The organism is Pseudomonas sp. GW821-FHT09C10 (assembly GCF_059418085.1).
The window spans coordinates 191763-212132 of the sequence record NZ_JBWKPE010000011.1 but is presented as its reverse complement, the minus strand read 5'-3'; the positions used below and the strand labels follow the sequence as shown (position 1 = coordinate 212132).

Annotated in this window: 19 protein-coding genes; 13 read left to right on the top strand and 6 right to left on the bottom strand. The window is 62.5% G+C overall.

Going from position 1 to position 20370, the window contains the following annotated elements; genetic code table 11:
- The first annotated feature begins 63 nt into the window (after positions 1–63).
- Both AC07OT_RS21190 and AC07OT_RS21185 read left to right on the top strand, forming a co-directional pair.
- Positions 64–2835, top strand: coding sequence for a hybrid sensor histidine kinase/response regulator (locus AC07OT_RS21190; protein ID WP_115486357.1), 2772 nt, complete (start codon positions 64–66; stop codon positions 2833–2835).
- 148 nt (positions 2836–2983) lie between these two features.
- Positions 2984–3580, top strand: a complete 597-nt coding sequence (locus AC07OT_RS21185) for a MarC family protein (RefSeq protein ID WP_003217330.1) — start codon at positions 2984–2986, stop codon at positions 3578–3580.
- Here the strand turns inward: AC07OT_RS21185 and AC07OT_RS21180 are convergent.
- From AC07OT_RS21180 to cobG, 5 genes are all read right to left on the bottom strand, one after another.
- Complete coding sequence (locus AC07OT_RS21180) at positions 3577–4359, bottom strand: hypothetical protein (protein ID WP_115486358.1); 783 nt, start codon at positions 4357–4359, stop codon at positions 3577–3579. The two genes, AC07OT_RS21185 and AC07OT_RS21180, sit on opposite strands and share 4 nt — an antisense overlap.
- A 238-nt stretch (positions 4360–4597) precedes the next feature.
- The gene (cobJ, locus tag AC07OT_RS21175) at positions 4598–6235 is read right to left on the bottom strand and encodes a precorrin-3B C(17)-methyltransferase (RefSeq protein WP_495108973.1); all 1638 of its coding nucleotides are present in this window, start codon (positions 6233–6235) and stop codon (positions 4598–4600) included.
- The gene (locus AC07OT_RS21170) at positions 6235–6969 is read right to left on the bottom strand and encodes a precorrin-2 C(20)-methyltransferase (RefSeq protein WP_371856064.1); all 735 of its coding nucleotides are present in this window, start codon (positions 6967–6969) and stop codon (positions 6235–6237) included. The genes cobJ and AC07OT_RS21170 overlap by 1 nt, the downstream gene beginning before the upstream one ends.
- Positions 6966–7592: a precorrin-8X methylmutase gene (locus tag AC07OT_RS21165; RefSeq protein ID WP_495108972.1), complete on the bottom strand. Its 627-nt coding sequence runs from the start codon at positions 7590–7592 to the stop codon at positions 6966–6968. The genes AC07OT_RS21170 and AC07OT_RS21165 overlap by 4 nt, the downstream gene beginning before the upstream one ends.
- Positions 7585–8931 carry a precorrin-3B synthase gene (gene cobG / locus AC07OT_RS21160; RefSeq protein WP_495108971.1) on the bottom strand — a complete coding sequence of 449 codons (1347 nt, stop codon included), beginning with the start codon at positions 8929–8931 and terminating at the stop codon, positions 7585–7587. The genes AC07OT_RS21165 and cobG overlap by 8 nt, the downstream gene beginning before the upstream one ends.
- Positions 8932–8969: 38 nt before the next feature.
- On the opposite strand from cobG, the gene cbiE reads away from it, so the two are divergent.
- From cbiE to AC07OT_RS21140, 4 genes are all read left to right on the top strand, one after another.
- On the top strand, positions 8970–10175 hold the full coding sequence (gene cbiE / locus AC07OT_RS21155) for a precorrin-6y C5,15-methyltransferase (decarboxylating) subunit CbiE (protein ID WP_495108970.1): 1206 nt from the start codon (positions 8970–8972) through the stop codon (positions 10173–10175).
- Complete coding sequence (locus tag AC07OT_RS21150; RefSeq protein ID WP_495108969.1) at positions 10172–10897, top strand: cobalt-precorrin-6A reductase; 726 nt, start codon at positions 10172–10174, stop codon at positions 10895–10897. Before cbiE ends, AC07OT_RS21150 begins: the two co-directional genes overlap by 4 nt.
- Before the next feature lie 127 nt (positions 10898–11024).
- Positions 11025–11303, top strand: a complete 279-nt coding sequence (locus AC07OT_RS21145; RefSeq protein ID WP_065940924.1) for a hypothetical protein — start codon at positions 11025–11027, stop codon at positions 11301–11303.
- Positions 11300–11788 carry a PIN domain-containing protein gene (locus AC07OT_RS21140; protein WP_495108968.1) on the top strand — a complete coding sequence of 163 codons (489 nt, stop codon included), beginning with the start codon at positions 11300–11302 and terminating at the stop codon, positions 11786–11788. The genes AC07OT_RS21145 and AC07OT_RS21140 overlap by 4 nt, the downstream gene beginning before the upstream one ends.
- 58 nt (positions 11789–11846) lie before the next feature.
- On the opposite strand, the gene AC07OT_RS21135 is transcribed toward AC07OT_RS21140, so the two are convergent.
- Complete coding sequence (locus tag AC07OT_RS21135) at positions 11847–12098, bottom strand: DUF6124 family protein (RefSeq protein WP_253493115.1); 252 nt, start codon at positions 12096–12098, stop codon at positions 11847–11849.
- 443 nt (positions 12099–12541) lie between these two features.
- Between AC07OT_RS21135 and AC07OT_RS21130 the strand changes: the two genes are divergently transcribed.
- The 7 genes from AC07OT_RS21130 (at position 12542) to AC07OT_RS21100 (ending at position 20337) form a co-directional block, all read left to right on the top strand.
- On the top strand, positions 12542–12898 hold the full coding sequence (locus AC07OT_RS21130) for a helix-turn-helix domain-containing transcriptional regulator (protein WP_065940921.1): 357 nt from the start codon (positions 12542–12544) through the stop codon (positions 12896–12898).
- Positions 12899–13073: 175 nt separating this feature from the next.
- Positions 13074–13469, top strand: a complete 396-nt coding sequence (locus AC07OT_RS21125) for a DUF2946 domain-containing protein (RefSeq protein WP_141156633.1) — start codon at positions 13074–13076, stop codon at positions 13467–13469.
- Between the two features lie 47 nt (positions 13470–13516).
- A complete protein-coding gene (locus tag AC07OT_RS21120; protein WP_027607741.1) occupies positions 13517–13999 on the top strand; it encodes a copper chaperone PCu(A)C in 483 nt (160 codons plus the stop codon).
- An 11-nt stretch (positions 14000–14010) separates the two neighbouring features.
- A complete protein-coding gene (locus AC07OT_RS21115) occupies positions 14011–14412 on the top strand; it encodes a DUF2946 domain-containing protein (protein ID WP_065940918.1) in 402 nt (133 codons plus the stop codon).
- Between the two features lie 93 nt (positions 14413–14505).
- Positions 14506–16575 carry a TonB-dependent copper receptor gene (locus AC07OT_RS21110; protein WP_495108967.1) on the top strand — a complete coding sequence of 690 codons (2070 nt, stop codon included), beginning with the start codon at positions 14506–14508 and terminating at the stop codon, positions 16573–16575.
- 118 nt (positions 16576–16693) lie between these two features.
- On the top strand, positions 16694–18076 hold the full coding sequence (locus tag AC07OT_RS21105; protein WP_495108966.1) for a PepSY-associated TM helix domain-containing protein: 1383 nt from the start codon (positions 16694–16696) through the stop codon (positions 18074–18076).
- A gap of 152 nt (positions 18077–18228) precedes the next feature.
- Positions 18229–20337: a TonB-dependent receptor gene (locus AC07OT_RS21100; RefSeq protein WP_495108965.1), complete on the top strand. Its 2109-nt coding sequence runs from the start codon at positions 18229–18231 to the stop codon at positions 20335–20337.
- Positions 20338–20370 lie beyond the last annotated feature (33 nt).

Sequence of the window (20370 nt, the reverse complement as noted above, 5' to 3'; positions counted from 1 at the left end):
TTGCCGTATACAGGCCTCCCCGCGCATAGTTAACCGTGCATCAACCTACGAAGGGATTTCGCCGTGCGCTGGCTCAGGATCGCCATAGGTTTCACTGTCAGTCTGCTGACGCTGCTCTGCCTGTTCCCGGCCCAGGCCGCCGCGCAAGGCAGTGGCTGGGCAGTATTGCTTGATGAACAGGCCGACCTACAGCTGAGCGACATCCGCTCCTCGCGCTACACCAATCAATTCAGCCCCATCGAACTGGACCGCATTACCGCCGCGGAACCGGACGGTGCGTTGTGGGTACGTTTCAAGCTGCAACCTGGCAAGCACGAGCAGGTGCTGCGGGTATTCGCCCCGGACCTGGCACACCTGAGTCTCTATGTGCTGGACGGCGACACCCTGATCGAGCAACAAAGCAGCGGCAACCGCCAGCCCCAGGCGGAACGCCCGCTGCCCAGCAACGATTTCATGCTGCCGATGCCCCAGAGCCAAAAGACCCTCGACGTCTACCTGCGCCTGGTTTCAGAGCACGAACTGCGCCCCTATATCACCCTGGAGTCGGCCGTGCTGGCCGCCGCCGACCAGACCCAGACATTGATCTACGGCCTGCTGTTCGGCTGCCTGCTGATGCTGATCCTGCACAACCTCACGCGCTTCGCTTACCACCGCTCGCGTAGCAGCCTGTGGCTGGCGGCCTGCGAACTGCTGTTGATGCTCAGCCTGGCGCTGCTGCTCAACCTGGTAGGCCCATGGCTGCCGAACTGGCACGCGGTCCAGACCCCGGGCGCCTACCTGGCCCTGCTGCTGACCGCGCCGTGCGGGCTGATGTATGCCTATCGCTTCTTCATGCCCCTGGGTCCGCACCCGCTGAACAAGCTATTGATGGCCGACATCCTGTTTATCGTGCTGTGCGGCCTGCTGCTGTTGTTCGTCAGTACCCTGCCGCTGAACATCATCACCTACGCGCTGGTGGCCCTGGCGGGCCTGAGCATGCTGTTTGTCTCGGCGTATCACTGGCAGAAAGGCTACCGCCCGGCGCGCTTGTTCGTGGCGGGCATGGTGGTGTTCAACATCGGTACGCTGATCATTCTCCCGGCCTTGCTGGGGCTGACGATGGTGTCGCCCCAGGGTTTGATCGTCACATTGCTGGCCTTCATCTGCCTGAGCGGCCTGTTGATGAGCCTGGCCCTGGGCGAGCGCCAGCGTGCGATTGTCGAGGCCCGCTTCAGCCTCAGCCGCGACCTGGCCGCCAGCAATGCCGAGATCGCCGCCAAGGCCGAATTCCTGGCCAAGATCAGCCACGAAATCCGCACCCCCATGAACGGCGTGCTGGGCATGACCGAACTGCTGCTGGGCACGCCACTATCGGTGAAACAGCGCGACTACGTACAAACCATCCACAGCGCCGGCAACGAGCTGCTGACCTTGATCAACGAGATCCTCGACATCTCCAAGCTCGAATCCGGGCAGATCGAGCTGGATGACGTGCAATTCGACCTCAATGCGCTGATCGAAGACTGCCTGAGCATCTTCCGCGCCAAGGCCGAGCAGCAGAACGTCGAGTTGATCAGCTTCATCCAGCCCCAGGTGCCCCGCGTCATCAGCGGCGATCCGACCCGCCTGCGCCAGGCGCTGCTGAGCCTGCTGGAAAACGCCCTGCACAAAACCGACGAAGGCGAAGTGCTGATCGTCGTCGCCCTGGATGACCGCAGCACCAAGCCGCGCCTGCGCATTGCCGTGCAGGACAGCGGCCTGCCAATGGAAGCCGCTGAACGCGAGGCCCTGCTGCACAGCGAACTGCACAGCAAGAACTTCCTCTCGGCCACCCGCTTGAGCGGCCACCTGGGCCTGGTGATCGCGCGCCAGTTGATCCTGTTGATGAACGGTGAATTCGGCATCAAGAGCGGCAGCCATCAGGGCAGCACGTTATGGCTGACCCTGCCGCTGGACCCGGAACGCCTGGAACACCCCACCTCCGACCTCGACGGCCCGCTCAAAGGCGCGCGCGTGCTGGTGGTGGACGACAACGATACGTGCCGCAAGGTGCTGGTGCAGCAATGCTCGGCCTGGGGCCTGAATGTCAGCGCCGTACCGTCGGGTAAAGAGGCCTTGGCCTTGCTGCGCACCAAGGCGCACCTGCGCGATTACTTCGATGTGGTGCTGCTGGACCAGAACATGCCCGGCATGACCGGCATGCAACTGGCGGCGAAGATCAAGGAAGACCCGAGCCTGAACCACGACATCCTGCTGATCATGCTCACCGGCATCAGCAATGCGCCGAGCAAGATCATCGCGCGTAATTGCGGGATCAAGCGCATCCTCGCCAAGCCGGTTGCCGGTTACACCCTCAAGACCACCCTGGCCGACGAGTTGACCCAACGCAGCAAAGGTGGCGTGCAGCCCCGTCCGCCCCTCAGCGTCCCGGCGGCGGTGACCGTGCCCAGCGATTTCAGGATCCTGGTGGCCGAAGACAACAGCATCTCCACCAAAGTGATTCGCGGCATGCTCGGCAAGCTCAACCTCAACCCGGATACCGCCAGCAACGGCGAGGAAGCCCTCGAGGCGATGAAGGCCCAGCGCTATGATCTGGTGTTGATGGACTGTGAGATGCCGGTTCTCGATGGTTTCTCGGCCACCCAGCAACTGCGGGCGTGGGAAGTCAGCCACCAGCGCATTCGCACCCCCGTGGTAGCGCTCACGGCGCATATCCTCTCGGAGCACAAAGAACGCGCACGCCAGGCGGGGATGGACGGGCACATGGCCAAGCCGGTGGAGTTATCGCAATTGCGTGAGCTGGTGGAGTTCTGGGTGGCGCAGCGTCAACAACGGCCTGAACACGCTCCGTCCTGACTTTAAATGCAATTCCAATGTGGGCGGGGGCTTGCTTCGGCCAAGAGCGAACACTGTAACTGACTGGCATTAGGCCGAGCCCCCTCCCACATTTGATCTCTAGCGCCTGATAGACTCTCCACACTTTCCCCGCCCGCGAGCCACCCCCATGCTCCACGTGTTATTCAGCGTTTACCTGAAGATGCTGGTGCTCTACAGCCCGTTCTTTGTGCTGTCCTGCTTTATCAGCCTGACCCGTGGTTATTCGAGCAAAGAGCGGCGGCGCCTGGCCTGGAAAGTAGCGCTGGCGACCCTGGTGTCCAGCGTGTTGCTCTACCTGTTCGGCCGGGTGATCTTCAGCGTGTTCGGCATCACCGTGGATGCCTTTCGCATCGGCGCCGGGAGTGTGCTGTTTATCTCCGCCCTGGGCATGGCCCAAGGCAAGTCGGCCGTGCAGACCGACAATGTGCAGCAGGACGTGACCATCGTGCCGCTGACCATCCCCCTCACGGTCGGCCCCGGCACCATCGGTGCGCTGTTGGTCATGGGCGTCAGCCAACCGCACTGGGATGACAAGATCACGGCCATTCTCAGCATCGCCCTGGCCAGCCTCACGGTCGGTGTGGTGCTGTACCTGTCCAACCGTATCGAACGGATTCTCGGTGACCAGGGCTTGCAGATTGTCAGTCGGTTGATGGGATTGTTCGTGTGTGCCCTCGCCGCGCAAATCATCTTTACCGGGGTGCGCGGCTACCTGGTGCCTTAGATCCGGTATTTGGCAATCGCCGACTGCACCTTGTCGCCCGCGCTCTCGCGCATCAGTTGGATGGTTTTTTCGTTGACCACCGAGGTATTCAGCACCAGGCAGGTTTGTCCGCTGAAAGCCTCGAACTGGGTACTGTCCCATTCCAGAAATGGCAGCCCAACCTGCTTGCTCACGCCATGGGTACTGTAAGTCACCAGCACCATCGTCAATTCGCCGTCCGTTTCGGCGCATGACGCCAGGCCAAAATCACCGCCCTCGTGCACGCTGCTATTGCGCTTGAACAGCTCGAAGGATGCCGGCTGCTGCTTCAGGGCCTCCAGCGCATCGGCGGCCAGTTTGGGCAGCACAGTGAGCAACGGCCCGGTCAGTGACGTCGACGCCAACAGGCTGGCGATGATATTCAGCGCCGCAAGTTGCACCGTCAGGCCCTTGCCGGAGCTTGAAACCCGCTCGAATCGACTGCGCACCGGCAGCCAGCCCAAACCGACCATCACCTTGATGAATTCGTCGTACCAGGCCTCGGTACCTCGGTGGATATTCAATACATCGCTGACGTAGCTGCTGGCCAGCAGATAGCTTTTACGGATGTATTCCCGGTTCAGCCCGGACAGCCCCTCGGCAAACGAAATCACACTGTTGTTGACCACCGCCGCGTTGCTGTCGTCCTCCATGTCGAGCGGCGGCAATGAGGGCTGCGCGCCTGGCGCCCTCGGCAATGTATAGGCAGCAATCAACTTGCGCCGTTTTGTGTTGTTGATCCTTCTGTGATGTCGCTCCATTTTCAGTTCTCCACAAACACCCCGACTCGGGGCTTGTGTCCACACTAGTCCAGCCACCGGCGGCTCTTCCATGCCACAAACATCGCTTGCCGGCACACGGCAAAAACCCCTGCCCAGCAATGACGGGGCACTCCTCGAGCCCTTCCGGTTTTCGCGGCAAAAAAAAGAAAAAGCCCCGAGCGACAATAGGCAATCACCCATTGTCATTCGGAGCTTTCGTGCAGCCATCCAGGCGTTTTCAGGAGGCGGGCTTTGCACCGTACCAGCGCGGCGTGTACACCCACTCCCCTCCCCCTGCACGTGGGAAGGTGCAAGTGGTGGATGAGCCGACCAGCACCATGGTGCGCATATCCACCTGGTCTGGCGTGAGTTGCCCGAGGGTGGTGACGCGCAGGGTCTGGCCGGGGCGACCGATATCGCGACCCAGCACCACAGGGGTCTCAGGCGTGCGGTGTTGCGCGACGATTTCCAGGGCGCGCCCCAGCTGCCAAGGCCGCGAACGCGAGATCGGGTTGTAGAACGCCAGGGCCAGGTCGGCCTGGGACGCGAGGTCCAGGCGCTTTTCGATGATCGACCAGGGCTTGAGGTTGTCCGACAGCGACATCACGCAAAAGTCGTGGCCCAACGGCGCGCCGGCCTGGGCGGCAGTGGCCAGGGAGGCCGAAACCCCCGGCAGGATTTCCAGGTCGACCTGATGCCACGCCGGATCGCCGGACTCGTGCAACGCCTCGATCACCGCCGCCGCCATGGCGAAGACGCCCGGGTCGCCGGACGACACCACCACCACCGAACGCCCCTGGGCGGCCAGCTCGAAGGCGTGGCGGGCGCGCTGCATCTCTTCGCGGTTATCGGTGCAATGCTGTACCTGATCGTCACGGAACGGCCCGGCCATGCGCACGTAGGTTTCGTAGCCCAGCACATCGGTGCAGCGTGCCAGCTCGGCCTTGACCGCCGGCACCATCAGCTCGGCGGCGCCAGGGCCCAGGCCGATCACGGCAAGGCGGCCACGGCGGCGGCCGACCTGGGCCAGGTCCAGCGGTTGGTCAGCCACCTCGATGACAATATCGGCAGCCTGGGTAACACCCACAAAGCGCAGCGGCACACCCAACGCCGACGCGGCTTCGTGCAACGACGGGTCAGCCATCTGCGTATCGCTGGCCAACAGGCACGCCAGGGATTGCACGGCAATGCCCGCCTCGTGCAAGGCCGCGCGCACACGCTCGGCCAACTGCGCACCCGGCTTGCAGGTCACGCACACCGTCTTCGGATAGATCAGCAACTCGTTGGCGGCGGGCACACGCTCGGCACTGCCCACGTGAATGGCTAGATGCGCCTGCTGGTCCTGGGGCAAATTCGCCTGGTCCAACCACGGCGCCGCGCCTTCGATGCGCACGCTTTCGCCGGCCAGCAGGTCGGACACGAAGCGCTTGCCCAGTTCCAGGTCCGCCAGCTCATAACCCGCAGGCGGGTTGAGCAGGCAGGTGCCGAAACGCAGCTCGCCACTGGTGGTGATCGCCGCAGCGACACCCAGCGCCGCCGCGATGTCCCGTGCCATGACGTTCACCCCGCCAAGGCCACCGAGCAACGGCACCACGGCGCTGCCGTCTTCCGCCACGGCCAGCACGGCGGGTTCTTCGCCTTTCTCCAGCAGCAGCGGCGCCAGGGTGCGGATCACGATGCCGGCCGCACACAGGGCGATCAGCGGCGTGCCCTGCTGGTACAACTGACGCAGGGTCGCGCTGAATTCGCTGTAAGGCTGGTCCGCCCCCTCAATCCGCCCGGCCAGGCCGTGGATCAGTGCCCCAGGGTAAACCTGCTGGATCCTGCGCGCGGTGGCCAGGCTGCCCTGGCCCAGAATGACAATCGCCGGGTTCATCAACCTTGCCACCGTTCACCCGGCACGATGATCAGCGAGAAGTACGGCGAAGACATCGGCTCCACCTGGTCCAGCGCCACGATTTTCTGGTTGGCCATGGTCGCGCGTTCCACATACAGCGCGCGCTCGGCCAGGCCGAGTTCTTCGAGTACCTGGCGCACCTTGGGGAAGTTGCGCCCCAGCTTCATGATCACCGCCGCGTCGGCATCCGCCAGGCGGCGCTTGAGGTCTTCGTGGGGCAATACGCCCGACAGCACCGACAGGCTCTGGTTGCGATACACCAACGGTGCGCCCAGCACCGAGGCGCCGCCAAGCATCGAGCACACACCGGGGATAACCTGGGCTTCGTAGCGCTCGGCCAAGCGGTCATGCAAATACATATAGGAGCCGTAGAAGAACGGGTCGCCTTCACAGATCACCGCCACGTCGCGACCGGCGTCCAGGTGCACGGCCACCTCGACACTGGCGGTGTCGTAGAAGTCGCTGATCACTTGTTCATAGGACAATGGCGCCGGCAGCGCTTCGGTGGTCACCGGGTACACCAGCGGCATCAAGGTTTGCTGTGGCACCAGGTGGTCTTCGATGATGCCGAAGGCGTTACCCTTCTTGCCCTTGGCCACGAAATAGGCCACCACCGGCGATTCGCGCAGCAGGCGCAGGGCCTTGAGGGTGATCAGTTCCGGGTCGCCGGGGCCGACGCCCAGGCCGATCAAGCGTCCGCGTGCCGGCATCATTCGACCTCCGTGGCGAGCGCATTCACCGCTGCGGCGGCCATGGCACTGCCGCCCAGGCGGCCCTGCATGATCACGAACGGTACACCGCGGCTGTCCGCTGCCAACATCGCCTTGGATTCGGCCGCGCCGACAAAGCCGACCGGAAAGCCGAGGATCAACGCCGGTTTCGGTGCCCCCGCGTCGAGCATTTCCAGCAGGTAGAACAACGCGGTCGGCGCGTTGCCGATCACCACCACGCTGCCTTCCAGGTGCGGACGCCAGAGTTCCAGGGCCGCAGCGGAACGGGTATTGCCCAGCTCCCGCGCCAATTCCGGCACGCTGTCGTCGCGCAGGGTGCAGATCACCGGGTTGTTGGCCGGCAGGCGCGCACGGGTCACGCCTTCGGAGACCATCCGCGCATCACACAGAATCGGTGCGCCAGCGGCCAGCGCATCGCGCCCGGCCTTACCCGCACCTTCGGAGAACTGCAGGCCGTCGATGGACTCGACCATGCCGCAGGCATGGATCACCCGCACCGCGAGTTTCTCCAGGTCGGCCGGGATACGCTCCAAGTTGGCTTCCGCGCGAATAATGGCGAAGGAGTTGCGATAGATCTCCTGACCGTCGCGGATGTAATCAATCATCGGTGTTGCTCCGTGGGTGAGCGCGCAGCAAGGCGCCCGCCGCTTCAATGGAAAGGGTGCGTGCGTGCAGCCGGCCGAAACCGGGATGGGCTGCATCGCGGAAATACAGGTCGTAGTGGCCGAGGCTCACCGCCAGCAAGGTGACCGGCGCGATATGTGCGGCGGCGCAGGAGCGCGAGCAGCCGGACAGGTGCACGTCATGGCCGGGATGCAGCGCGGCCAAGTGCACGGCGTCGGCCTTGGTGTCGGCGAGGGCCTTGCCGCAACCGCTGGAACCGGTGCAGGCGATCACGCGGGCCAAGGGTTGGTCGACGGTGCAGAGGAAGCCCAGTTGCGCCAGGCGTTGGGTCACGGCGTGAGGTTTTTCGACGTTGGGCAGTAACACACCTTGCAAGGGGGTGAAGCGCAAGGTGCCGTCGCCATATTCGCTGGCGAGCTGCGCCACGCCTGTGAGCATCGTCGAATCCAGGCGCCCCAAGGGTGCGATGGCCGCGACGTAGAATTGATTGCTTTGAGCCTGTGGATAACTACCGAGGTGCAGCAAAGCGCCGCTGGGCGGGCGTTTGAAACCGTCGACCGGCAGCAGCGGCAGGCTGAGGCGGCTCAACAACTTATCCACAGCCAGATGGCGCATGCGGGTTTGTTCCGGGGTGGCGAGGTCAAGAAACGCCTCCAGCACCGCCACCACCAACCCATGACCCTGTGCCAACGGCACGGCGGCCAACGGTGCATCCCGCCCTGGACAACCCGCCAGGCCGAACGCAAGGAGCATCTCGCCATTGCGTACGAACGCCGACAGCCACAGATCATGATGATGCTCGAGCATCGCCAGGGCCTCGCCGCCGTCCAGTTGCACGGCGAACTTGGCCGACAGCTCATGGAAACGCGGACGGTTTTGCAGGGTAGCGAGGATCTGCTCGGCCAGCGGCCGGGTGTCGAACAGCATCTGCGGGTCGATACCTGCGCTGGGGCTGAGCATCAGGTTGCGCACGTCATCGCCAGCGGCGTTACTCGGGCCCAGATCGGCGGCCAGCAGCATGGCGATCAAGGCGTCTTGCTCGGCACCGATCCCACGTATCTGCAGGTTGGCGCGGTTAGTCGCCTCGATCACCCCGCCCGCATAGGCCTGGGCCGCGTCCGCCACAGCGCGGGCCTGGGCGGCGCTGATCGAGCCACCGGCCAGTTTGATCCGGCAGATGCCGCCATCCAGCGCCTGGACGATACGCAGCAACCCCGGACAAGCCGAGGGGCGCAAGGTATTCACAGCGGGCGTTGGGTTCACGGGGCTACCGGTTGACGGGTAAAGGCGCGGTATTATGCCTGCTTTGTCCGGCGGCATGAAAAGCCTGCCCGTCGGATGTCGCTCAAGGAATTGATATGTCGCCCTGGCTGACGGTTGTAGGCATCGGTGAAGACGGCTTCAAGGGGCTGGGCAGGAATGCCCGGCATGCCCTGTTGCGCGCTTCGCGGATTATAGGTGGTCAGCGCCAGTTGGACCTGTTGCCGGTGTGTATTCGCGGTGAGCGCCAGGTGTGGCCGAGCCCGTTCTCCCTGGAACCGGTACTGGCGCGGCGTGGCGAGCCTGTGTGCGTGCTGGCCAGTGGCGATCCGATGTTTTATGGGGTGGGGGCCAGCCTGGCACGACAGGTGGCGGCTGAGGAACTGCTGATTTTGCCGGCGCCGTCGTCGGTGTCGTTGGCGGCGGCGCGGCTGGGCTGGCCGTTGCAGGAGGTGGTGACGCTGTCCGTAGTGGCCCGGCCGGTGGCGGCGATCAATGCGCATCTCGCCACAGGTGTGCGTTTACTGGTACTGAGTAATGACGGCGGCAGTCCCGCGTTGATTGCTTCGTTGTTGGCTGAATCCGGGTTTGGGCCCAGCCGATTGACAGTATTTGAACACCTGGGCAGCGCAAATGAGCGGCGCATCGACGGTTTGGCTGAGGATTGGCAGCACGCCTGTGTCGCCGATTTGAACCTGCTCGCCATCGACTGCGTGGCCTCCAGCGACACACCACGTCTGTCGCGCCTCGCTGGCTTGCCCGATTCCGCCTTCCAGCACGACGGCCAACTGACCAAACGCGATGTGCGCGCCATGACCCTCGCCCGCCTCGCCCCGATGCCCGGCGAACTGCTGTGGGACGTGGGTGCGGGCAGCGGCTCCATCGGTATCGAATGGATGCGCGCCCATCCGAGCTGCCGAACATTGGCAATTGAAGCAGACGAAGGCCGACAGGGCCTTATTGAACACAATCGCGACGCCCTCGGTGTGCCCGGTTTGCAGTTGATTCGTGGCAAAGCCCCGGAAGCGTTGCACGGCCTTACAGCTCCCGACGCCATCTTCATCGGCGGCGGCGTCACCCGCGACGGCGTGCTCGACACCTGCTGGCAGCACCTGCGCCCCGGTGGTCGGTTGGTGGCCAATGCCGTCACCCTGCAAAGTGAAATGACCTTGATGAACTGGCGCGCGGAGCATGGCGGCGAACTGACGCGCATCCACGTCGCTCAGGCGCAGCCACTGGGTGAGTTCGATACGTGGCGCCAAGCGCTTCCAATCACCCTGCTGGAAGTGGTCAAGCCGCGATGAAACGCATCCTGCTGCTGGGCGGTGTGACCGAAGCGCTGGCTATCGCGCGCACCTTGGGGCCGGCGCATATCTACAGCCTGGCGGGTGTGGGGCGTGTGCCGACCGATCTCACCTGCCAAGTGCGTGTCGGCGGTTATGGCGGCGCCGAAGGGTTGGCGCAGTTTGTTCAGGATGAAGGGATCAGCCTGATCCTCGACGCTACCCATCCGTATGCGGCGCAGATCAGCCGCAATGCCGCCGAGGCTGCACAGTTGAGTGGTGTACCGTGCTGGGCATTGCGTCGCCCGGCGTGGCAGCCGCAGGCCGGCGATGACTGGCGAGAGGTCAGTGACTGGGCTGAATTGATCGACGCCTTGAAACCCTTCAAGCGTCCGCTGTTCACCTTGGGTCGCGAGCCATTGCAGCATCTCGACGAAATCCCCGCCGAGCAGTTCTGGACGTTGCGCGCGCTGGATGTGTATCCCGGCAATGATCGCTGTGAAGTGATCGGCGCACGCGGCCCGTTCCTGATCGAAGATGAACGCGCGTTGTTTGAACGGCGTGGGATTGATGTGCTGATCAGCAAGAACAGTGGCAGCACCGCCACCGAGCCGAAATTGGAAGTGGCGCGGGAACGGGGGGTGCCTGTGTTGGTGTTGAAGCGGCCGGTGTTGGCGGCGGTGGATCGGGAGCTTTTGTCGCCCGCAGAAACAATCGATTCGTTGGCAGATTTCATTCGATAGATCAGGATCATCCGCCACCCTCTATCCAATCTATTTGTTACCTCAAGGGACGGCGATGAACCCACAACACGAAGTGCTAAACTCCAGGAACAGTTCAAGCCAGGCCCAACGGTATTCAGGAGCTGACATGATAGAAGTTAAAGAAGCCGTACAAGTCGCCAAGGCGGTCGCAAACGACTTTCTCGGGCAAGAAACAGCACTACAAGACCTGATGCTTGAGGAAGTAGAGTTAGACCCAGACAATAAAACCTGGGCAATAACACTGGGCTTCAATGTCCCCAACCCTAATAACTATGAAAGGCTAGGCGCATCTTTAGCCGGACAAATACATGCAAGAAAATACAAAACATTCATCATCGACTCGGAGACTGGCGAGTTCCGCTCCATGAAGATTCGCGAAGTATGACCGAAGCCTACATCAAGCAATACCGAAGAAAAGGAATCATCGTTGATACTAACTTGCTGCTTCTGGCACTGATAGGAGGAACGTCCAGCATCGTGGAGTTCAAGAGAACACGCGGCTACAGCGATGCAGACTATCAACTTTTGCTCAAAGTGATTGACCAGTTCGAAAAACTTGTTTCAACCCCTCACATTCTCGCTGAAGTCAGCAACCTGACAAATGGACTTCATGGAAACAAGCTGCGCGATTTTTATGCAACGTTAAAAAACTCACTATCAACAATAGTCGAGGTCCATCATCCAGCCTTGGATATAAGTCGCGATTATGAGCTTTCACCCTACGGCCTTACCGACGTTGGCATTGTTGCCGCAGCAAAAGATAACTATCTGGTTTTGACTGACGATCTCAGAGTCGCTGGGTTTGCTCATCAGCACTGCGTAGATGTCGTCAACTTCAATCATATACGGGAAGCCAGCTGGGAGGTCTAAGACCTGCCACACGATCATTCCCACACATATGCGCAGGAACGATCGCTCCTCGAACTTGTTAACTATTCGCGGCGGTTGCCTGCCCTGCTCCTTCGTGCACCCTGTCAGCGAGCAACTGCGCCAGCTCGATCAACTGCGCAACGCCCAGTAATTCCTCGCGTGGTGCGCTTTCCAGGTTAAAGGCAAGGTCGCAACTCAGCGCGTTGGCCGAGGCGAGTGTTTCGCTGAGGTTGACGAGCAGGTCTTCGGTGCTGATGCCATCTGCCACGGTGAACAGCCGGACGGGGGGATTGGGGGTGGGTTTGATCATTGTGAAGCTCCTCAGGAATGTGGAGCTGCCACTGATTCGCCGCGACGCGATAGGGTGGCAGCTGTACGCAGGTTCGCGGACCGGTCCCGAGGCAACCCGGCATACCCAAAGGTATCCCGCGCACAGCCGCCATAGCGCCGCACAGTAGACGATAAAAAAGCATCAACTGAAAGCAGACGATAGCGCTTTTGCTCTTAGGAAGTCGGGCCGCGACGCCCGTCCGCGGCATTTGCAGCGGTGTACGAAGACTAGAGATTGAGTTTCCTACCGGCAACCTCAAAGAGTTGTCGGAAGTTTCTGTGGAACGACCTCATATTCGGGCTGCGCGGCGGATCAAGGAGAATTTACCTACATGCGTAACGGAACCCGCTGACTACCTAGAACCGCATACCCTTGGCGATGATCCTCGACGCTTTGTCCTACGGCGTAAACATGAGGTTCACATGACTAACAAACCCCGTACGCAGCACCTGACTCGACCTGCTGAAAGCACAATTATCGAGCACATAATCGCGAACCCAGAGTTCGCGCACGCGCTAAGCCTTGAGGCCGACGAACTAAAATTGGATGAACCCGAAGTCGCAGCTCGATTAAACCAATGGCTGGAAAAAGCCCAATACCTATCTGACAGAAAGACGACGTTCACAGTTTTCGACGCTGCTGACCATCTTCACACACAAGAAGAGATGGATGCTTTCCTTGAAGCCTGTATCGAAGAAGACCCAGGCGATGGCTCATTGATCAAGGTGGCGCGAGCCGACATTGCCCGCGCGACTAGCAGGCTCAACGCCAAGCAATAGCCACACACAATCCAAAATGTGGGAGGGCCGTTGACTTGAAGATCGGCATCCCCTCGATTCCCCGTCTATCCTCAAACCCAGCACTGCGACACCAAACCACACCACCACTTTTTACTTATCCCCCCCGATCAGGCTAAATACCCGCCTGATCGTTTAACCCTACGGATTGTCCGCCATGGCCCGTCAACGCTTTGCAATTGCCTGGATCGCCTGCCTTGCAGTGCTGTTCAACGCCTTTGCCATGCCAATGGCCAGCGCGATGCAGCAGTCCAAGGACCCCGTGCAGCAATTGCTGTGGGGCAGTTTCTGTTCGTCCAATGGCGCCAGCCTGAAGACCATTGCCCTGGGCAAGCTGGAGATTCCGGCGCCGCAGCAGGACGATCATTCCACTATGCAGCATTGCTGGTGTTGCTCGGGCTCGGCGCCGTTGGTGGCGTTGCCGGGGCATGTGCCGCAGTTGTATCTCACGCAATTCGAGACGGTACAGCGTCAACTACACACCCCATTGCAAACCCCCACCCCGCGCCAGCAATGGCCGAGCCTTAACCCCCGCGCCTCTCCGACGGCCTGATCTTCTTCGCAAGTGAACTGCGTTTAGAACCGTTCTGGAGAACTGCCATGCTTAAATCTTCCCTGCTTCTGGCTGCGTTGCTGCTGCCGGTGTTCAGTGCTGCCAATGCCGAAGACTACAAGGCCGGCGACCTGCTGGTCAGCGATCCCTGGTCCCAGGAATTGCCGCCCAACGCGCCCACCGTCGCCGCGTATTTCGTGATTCATAACACCGGTGCGACACCGGATCGCCTGCTCAGTGTCGACACGCCAGTGGCCGATAAGGCCGAACTGCATGAGCATGTGATGCAGGGCGACTTGATGAAGATGCAGCAAGTCCCCAGCGTTGCCGTACCGGCCAAGGGTGACTTGACCTTCGCGCCCATGGCGTATCACGTCATGTTGCTGGGCCTCAAGGATCGCAGCCTGCTGGCCGATGGCAAGCAATTCCCGCTGACCCTGACCTTTGAAAAAGCCGGCAAGGTCGAGGTGGAAGTGTCGGTACAGAAAGTACCGCCGATGGCCGGCCACGCGCACAAACACCCTCAATAGACTGACTCCAGATGGGCGCCCCTCGCGCCAGGCTATCCCCACACCGCCGCGTGAAGCGCGGCAGTTGGATCAGCCTGTTCGCCATGCTGATGATCTTTATCGGTCCGCTGATTTCCCAAGCGATGCCGATGGATCATCACGCCGGTATGTCGATGAACATGTCCATGGACATGCCCGGCGACCACGGCGACGCCCATCACAAGAAAGCCCCTGACGAACACCACGCGCTCTGGTCCAAGTGCGGCTATTGCGACTTGCTCTACAGTTGCCCGGCCCTGCCCGGCAGCGTGTCATTCGTGGCCATCGGTACCCCGCCGCCGGCCAATGCCCTCACCCCCGCCCCGCGCCTGGGCCATGCCCGGCAGAGCATTTTCCCCGGCGCGCGCAGCCGCGCCCCGCCCATCGCCTCGTAAGCACCTGACACCGTTACTTCACCCCGGCCGACTTTAGACAGACAGCCGCAGGCTGCTGGCCGTGTTGTTTACGATTGATTGATGGAATTTGTCATGTCCAGGTTTACTGCTGACTCCCGTTTGGGAAGCACCTCTGTGCTCGCTGCCCTATGCGGCGCCCTGCTCGTTCCCCACGCCCAGGCCGATGAACACGCCGAGCATGAGCTGACGCCCACCGTGATCACCGCCATTGCGCCCAGCTCGCCGCTGACCGTGATTACCAACCCCAAAGACCCGCGCCAACCGGTGCCCGCCAGCGACGGCGGCGACTACCTCAAGACCATCCCCGGCTTCGCCCTGGTACGCAACGGCGGCACCAATGGCGACCCGGTGCTGCGCGGCATGTTCGGCTCGCGCCTGAACATCCTCACCAACGGCAGCATGATGCTCGGCGCCTGCCCCGGCAGGATGGATGCGCCGACCTCCTACATTTCGCCGGAAACCTACGACAAGCTCACCGTGATCAAAGGCCCGCAGACCGTACTCTGGGGCCCCGGTGCTTCAGCCGGCACCATCCTGTTCGAGCGCGAACCGGAACACTTCGGTGAACTCGGCACGCGGCTCAACGCGAGTGTGCTGGCCGGCTCCAACGGGCGCTTCGACAAGGTCATCGATGCCGCCGCCGGTGGGCCGCTGGGCTATGTGCAGGTGATCGGCAACCAGGCCCATGCCGATGACTACAAGGACGGCAACAACGATACCGTCGCCTCGCGCTACGACAAATGGAATGGCGACGTCGCCGTCGGCTTCACCCCGGATGCCGACACCCTGCTGGAGCTCACCGCCGGCCGTGGCGACGGCGAAGCGCGTTACGCCGGGCGCGGCATGGACGGTTCGCAGTTCCTGCGCGAAAGCCTGGGCCTGCGCTTCGAGAAATCGAATATCGGCGAAGTGCTGGATAAGGTCGAAGCCCAGGTCTACTACAACTACGCCGACCACGTGATGGACAACTACAGCCTGCGCACGCCCTCGGGCACCGGGATGATGGCCGGCCCCATGGCCTCCAACGTCGACCGCCGCACCCTCGGCGCGCGCATCAAGGCCACCTGGCGCTGGGCCGATGTGCAACTGATCAGCGGCCTGGATGCGCAGACCAACGAACACCGCCAACGCAGCAGCATGGGCATCGACACCTACAAGGATTTGCCCAAGGTCAAGGACGCCAACTTCCACAACTACGGCGTATTCGGCGAACTGACCTGGTACGCCGCCGACCGTGACCGCCTGATCACCGGCGCGCGCCTGGACCGCGCCTCGGCCAAGGACTTCCGGCAAACCACCGGCTCCGGGATGAGTGCACGCGCCAACCCGACCGCCGACGACACCCGCGCCGATACGTTGCCCTCGGGTTTTATGCGTTATGAGCACGACCTGGCCGACAGCCCGACCACCCTCTATGCCGGCCTGGGCCACTCGGAGCGCTTCCCGGATTACTGGGAGCTGTTCTCGCCCAACACCGGCGCAGTCGGTTCGGTCAACGCCTTCGACGGCGTGAAACCGGAGAAAACCACCCAGCTCGACGTCGGCGCACAGTACAAAGCCGACAACCTCGAAGCCTGGGCCTCGGGCTACGTCGGCCAGGTGCGTGACTTCATCCTGTTCGACTACCGGGCAGGGATGATGGGCACCACCTCCCAGGCGCGCAATGTGGACGCGCGCATCATGGGCGGTGAACTCGGCGCGGCCTACAAACTGACGCAGAACTGGAAAGCCGATGCCACCCTCGCCTACGCCTGGGGCAAGAACAGCAGCGACGGCAAGGCCCTGCCGCAAATGCCGCCGTTGGATGCGCGCTTCGGCCTGACCTACAGCGAAGACGACTGGAGTGCCGGCGCGTTGTGGCGGGTAGTGGCGGCGCAGAACCGCATCGACCAGAACAAGGGCAATGTGGTCGGCAAGGACTACGACAAGAGCGGCGGTTTTGGCGTGTTCTCGGTCAATGGCGCCTATCGCATCAACAAGAATTTCAAGGTCAGCACCGGCGTCGACAACCTGTTCGGCAAAGCCTACGCCGAGCACCTGAACCTGGCCGGCAACGCCGGGTTCGGCTACCCGGCCAACGACCCGCAGGCCATCAAGGAGCCGGGGCGCACCCTGTGGACCAAGGTTGACATGAGCTTCTAAAAGCATCGCGGGCAAGCCCCCTTCCACAGTTGGATTGCATTCCACATGTGGGAGGGGGCTTGCCCCCGATAGCAGTCTGACCAACGACAAAAAATTCAAGCTTTGCGGAGCATCCCTGATGACCACTCAAAAAGTTTCCTTCTACAACCTGGCCTGGCGCTGGCACTTCTACGCCGGACTCTTCGTCGCCCCTTTCATGGTGCTGCTGGCCCTGACCGGCATCATCTACCTGTTCAAACCCCAGCTCGATCCGCTGATGTACAGCGACCTGCTCAAGGTGCAAAGCGCCGAGCACGCCTTGAGCGCCGACGAACAGTTGCAACGCGCCCAGGCGGCCTTTCCCCAGGGCAAGATCAGCAAGTACCTGCCACCCGCCGACGCCACCAGCAGCGCGCAGTTCGTGATGCACGACGGCGGGCGCGAAGTGACGGTGTTCGTCGACCCCTATCGCGGCACCGTACTCGGTGAGCAGGATGCGAAAAACAACCTGCAAGCCATCGCCCGCGCCCTGCACGGCGAGCTGATGATCGGCACCGTCGGCGATCGCCTGGTGGAGCTCGCCGCCGGTTGGGGCGTGATGCTGGTGGTGTCCGGCCTGTACCTGTGGTGGCCGCGCGGCAAAACGTCGGCCGGGGTGTTATGGCCGCGTTTCACGAGCCGTGGCCGCGTGTTCTGGCGTGACCTGCATGCCGTCGCCGGCTTCTGGGGCGCGGCGTTTCTGCTGGTGATGCTGCTCAGCGGCATGACCTGGACCGGCTTCTGGGGCAAGCAATACGCCGACCTTTGGAACACTTTCCCGGCGGCGATGTGGAACAACGTGCCGCAGTCCGATCAGCAGGCTCGAGTACTCAATACCGCAACGCAACAGACCGTGCCCTGGGCCATGGAAAACACGCCGATGCCGATGTCCGGCGACCATGCCGAACACATGAACCACGGCGCCATGCACGCTGCTCCCGCCGCGCCCACGGTGCGCCTGCAACAGGTGGTGGACCTGGCCACGGCACGCAAGGTCGAGCCCGGCTACAGCATCACCTTCCCCACCACCGCCGAAGGCGTGTTCACCGTCGCGGTGTTCGCCGACGACCCGCGCAACGACGCCACCCTGCATGTGGACCAGTACACCGGCAAAGTCCTCGCCGATGTGCGCTGGGCGCACTACAACACCGTGGCGCGGGCCACCGAGACCGGCGTGATGCTGCACGAGGGCAAGATGTTCGGCTGGGTGAACCAGCTGATCGTGCTGCTGATCTGCCTGATGATCCTGCTCAGCGCGGTGAGTGGCGTGGTGATCTGGTGGAAGCGCCGGCCCCAGGGCGGCCTGGGAGTTCCGCCGTTGCGTCATGACCTGCCGAAGTGGAAAACCGCGATGGTGATCATGCTCGGGCTGGCGCTCCTGTTCCCGCTGGTGGGCGCCTCGTTGATCGCGGTCTGGGCGCTGGATCGCCTGGTGTTGTCGCGGTTGTTCAGCCAACGTGAATCCACCTCAGGTTCGCTATGAAGTAGGCGAGATGCCCTACATAGAGGCGTTAGGTAGTCTTACGCGGGCTTTCGCCAAAGACGCAGTAAGTGTTAACTTATAACACTTACTGCATACCTCAGCTCGCCGCGCCCAGCGGCGAGCACCGCCTCGAAGAAGCGATTTTCCGCCCAATGAACAAGTACCTAGTGTCCGGCCTGTGCCTGCTCGCCCTGCATGACAGCGCCCAGGCCCTGACCCTGCCTGCCAGCCCGGTGACCGCAGCGGCCGTGGATGACCAACACGTCGACCTGAACACACCGACCACCGCAGGCTCGCGCCTGAATCTCAGCGCGCTGCAAACCCCGGGCAGTGTCGAAAGCCAGACCGGCACGCAGATCCGCGCACGTGGCGACGCCAGCGTGCAGGACGCCATTTCCCGTGCCACCGGCATTAGCCGCACCGGCACACCGGGCGATGGCGGCACCTCGCTGTCGGCCCGTGGCTTTACCGGCCAGGGCTCGGTGATGCAACTGTACGACGGCACCCGCATGTACATGGGCATGGGCACCTCGACCTTCCCGGTGGACACTTGGGCGGTGGAACGCGTAGACGTTTTGCGCGGCCCGGCCTCGGTGCTGTACGGCGAAGGCGCCACCGGTGCGGTGATCAATACCGTGCCGAAAAAACCCTTCGAAGGCGAGATCGAAAACCACCTCCGCCTCGGCTACGGCGCCTACGATCGCCAGCAACAGGCCCTGGACAGCGGCGGCTCGCTGACCGACACCCTGAGCTATCGCCTGAACCTCAACCGCCTGCGCAGCCACGGTTTTATCGACCATGGCGACTCCAGCAGCGACTTCGTCAGCGGCGCCCTGCGCTGGCAGGCGGCGGACAACCTGAGCTTCACCCTGGCCAGCGACTATGGCGACCAGCGCCCGCAGAACTACTTCGGCACGCCGCTGATCAATGGCCAGTTGCACAAAGGCCTGCGCGACAAGAACTACAACGTCAGCAACGACACCCAGCACTACAACGACCAGTGGACGCGCCTGACCAGCGAGTGGCAGATCAATGACAACGTCAGTGCCACCAATGAACTGTTCTACCTGAAGAACCAGCGCCGCTGGCAGAACGCCGAGAACTACAACGTCACCAACGGGCAACTGACCCGCAGCGGCAACTTCGGCATCAAGCACAACCAGGAACAGGTCGGCGATCGCCAGACCTTCACCTTCAAGCACAGCCTGTTCGGCCTCGACAGCCAGACCGTGACGGGCGTGGAATACAACCGCATCCGTTTCCGCCTGGCCAGCAACTCACCGTTCAACGACGTGCTGCCCGGCGGCCAGCCGGTGGATATCAACGATCCGGCGCCCGCTCGGTTCGACAGCCAGAACCCGTTCAAACCGCTGTTCGCCACCACCACCAAAACCGTTGCCGGTTTCGCCGAAAACCGCCTGCAACTCACCGACCAACTGGCGCTGGTCACCGGCATCCGCCGCGACTATGCCCACGTCGAGCGCGATGATTTGCGTGACGCCAGCCAAAGCGACAAGACCCTCACCGGCAATAACTGGAAGGCCGGCCTGGTCTACGCAATCACCCCGGACACCTCGGTCTACGGCCAGTACGCCACCAGCACCGACGGGGTCGGCGGCCTGATTTCCCTGAGCCCTGGCCAGCAGCAGTTCGACCTCTCCACCGCCAGGCAAACCGAGATCGGCCTCAAGCAGGCCTTCTGGGATCAACGCGGCGAATGGACAGTGGCGGCCTACCATATCGTCAAGAAGAAACTGCTCACCGACGTCCCCGGCAACCCGGACCTCAAGCAGCAAGTCGGCCAGCAATCCTCCAGCGGCCTGGAAGCCAGCCTCGACCTGCAACTGCCGCACGCCTGGGCGCTGCAAGCCAACGCAGCCATCGTGCGGGCGCAGTACGACGACTTCAAACAGGATGTCGGCGGTGTACAAGTGTCCCGCGACGGCAATCGCCCGGTGGACGTGCCACGCCGCACCGCCAACCTGTGGCTGAGCAAGGCCCTGAGCGATGACATCCGCGCCGGTGCCGGGGTGCGCTATGTCGATGCACGGTATGCCGACATGGCCAACCAGAACGAGCTGCCGAGCTACACCGTGGTCGATGCCACGCTGTCGTGGAAGGCGATGCGCAACACCACCCTGGGCCTGCAACTGAACAACCTGTTCGACCGCACCTACGCGGTCAGCCAGTACAACGACGGCCAGCAATGGATCCTCGGTGAACCGCGCTCGTTCTTCGTCACGGCGGACTACACCTTCTAACTGACCCAAACACCGTTGGATCCCTGCAGGCCT

What these genes read in the sequence shown, in the direction of transcription:
- AC07OT_RS21185 (WP_003217330.1), top strand. Translation starts at nt 2,984, where the DNA reads ATGCTCCACGTGTTATTCAGCGTTTACCTGAAGATGCTGGTGCTCTAC.
- AC07OT_RS21180 (WP_115486358.1), bottom strand. Translation starts at nt 4,359, where the DNA reads ATGGAGCGACATCACAGAAGGATCAACAACACAAAACGGCGCAAGTTG.
- cobJ (WP_495108973.1), bottom strand. Translation starts at nt 6,235, where the DNA reads ATGAACCCGGCGATTGTCATTCTGGGCCAGGGCAGCCTGGCCACCGCG.
- AC07OT_RS21170 (WP_371856064.1), bottom strand. Translation starts at nt 6,969, where the DNA reads ATGATGCCGGCACGCGGACGCTTGATCGGCCTGGGCGTCGGCCCCGGC.
- AC07OT_RS21165 (WP_495108972.1), bottom strand. Translation starts at nt 7,592, where the DNA reads ATGATTGATTACATCCGCGACGGTCAGGAGATCTATCGCAACTCCTTC.
- cobG (WP_495108971.1), bottom strand. Translation starts at nt 8,931, where the DNA reads ATGCCGCCGGACAAAGCAGGCATAATACCGCGCCTTTACCCGTCAACC.
- cbiE (WP_495108970.1), top strand. Translation starts at nt 8,970, where the DNA reads ATGTCGCCCTGGCTGACGGTTGTAGGCATCGGTGAAGACGGCTTCAAG.
- AC07OT_RS21150 (WP_495108969.1), top strand. Translation starts at nt 10,172, where the DNA reads ATGAAACGCATCCTGCTGCTGGGCGGTGTGACCGAAGCGCTGGCTATC.
- AC07OT_RS21145 (WP_065940924.1), top strand. Translation starts at nt 11,025, where the DNA reads ATGATAGAAGTTAAAGAAGCCGTACAAGTCGCCAAGGCGGTCGCAAAC.
- AC07OT_RS21140 (WP_495108968.1), top strand. Translation starts at nt 11,300, where the DNA reads ATGACCGAAGCCTACATCAAGCAATACCGAAGAAAAGGAATCATCGTT.
- AC07OT_RS21135 (WP_253493115.1), bottom strand. Translation starts at nt 12,098, where the DNA reads ATGATCAAACCCACCCCCAATCCCCCCGTCCGGCTGTTCACCGTGGCA.
- AC07OT_RS21130 (WP_065940921.1), top strand. Translation starts at nt 12,542, where the DNA reads ATGACTAACAAACCCCGTACGCAGCACCTGACTCGACCTGCTGAAAGC.
- AC07OT_RS21125 (WP_141156633.1), top strand. Translation starts at nt 13,074, where the DNA reads ATGGCCCGTCAACGCTTTGCAATTGCCTGGATCGCCTGCCTTGCAGTG.
- AC07OT_RS21120 (WP_027607741.1), top strand. Translation starts at nt 13,517, where the DNA reads ATGCTTAAATCTTCCCTGCTTCTGGCTGCGTTGCTGCTGCCGGTGTTC.
- AC07OT_RS21115 (WP_065940918.1), top strand. Translation starts at nt 14,011, where the DNA reads ATGGGCGCCCCTCGCGCCAGGCTATCCCCACACCGCCGCGTGAAGCGC.
- AC07OT_RS21110 (WP_495108967.1), top strand. Translation starts at nt 14,506, where the DNA reads ATGTCCAGGTTTACTGCTGACTCCCGTTTGGGAAGCACCTCTGTGCTC.
- AC07OT_RS21105 (WP_495108966.1), top strand. Translation starts at nt 16,694, where the DNA reads ATGACCACTCAAAAAGTTTCCTTCTACAACCTGGCCTGGCGCTGGCAC.
- AC07OT_RS21100 (WP_495108965.1), top strand. Translation starts at nt 18,229, where the DNA reads ATGAACAAGTACCTAGTGTCCGGCCTGTGCCTGCTCGCCCTGCATGAC.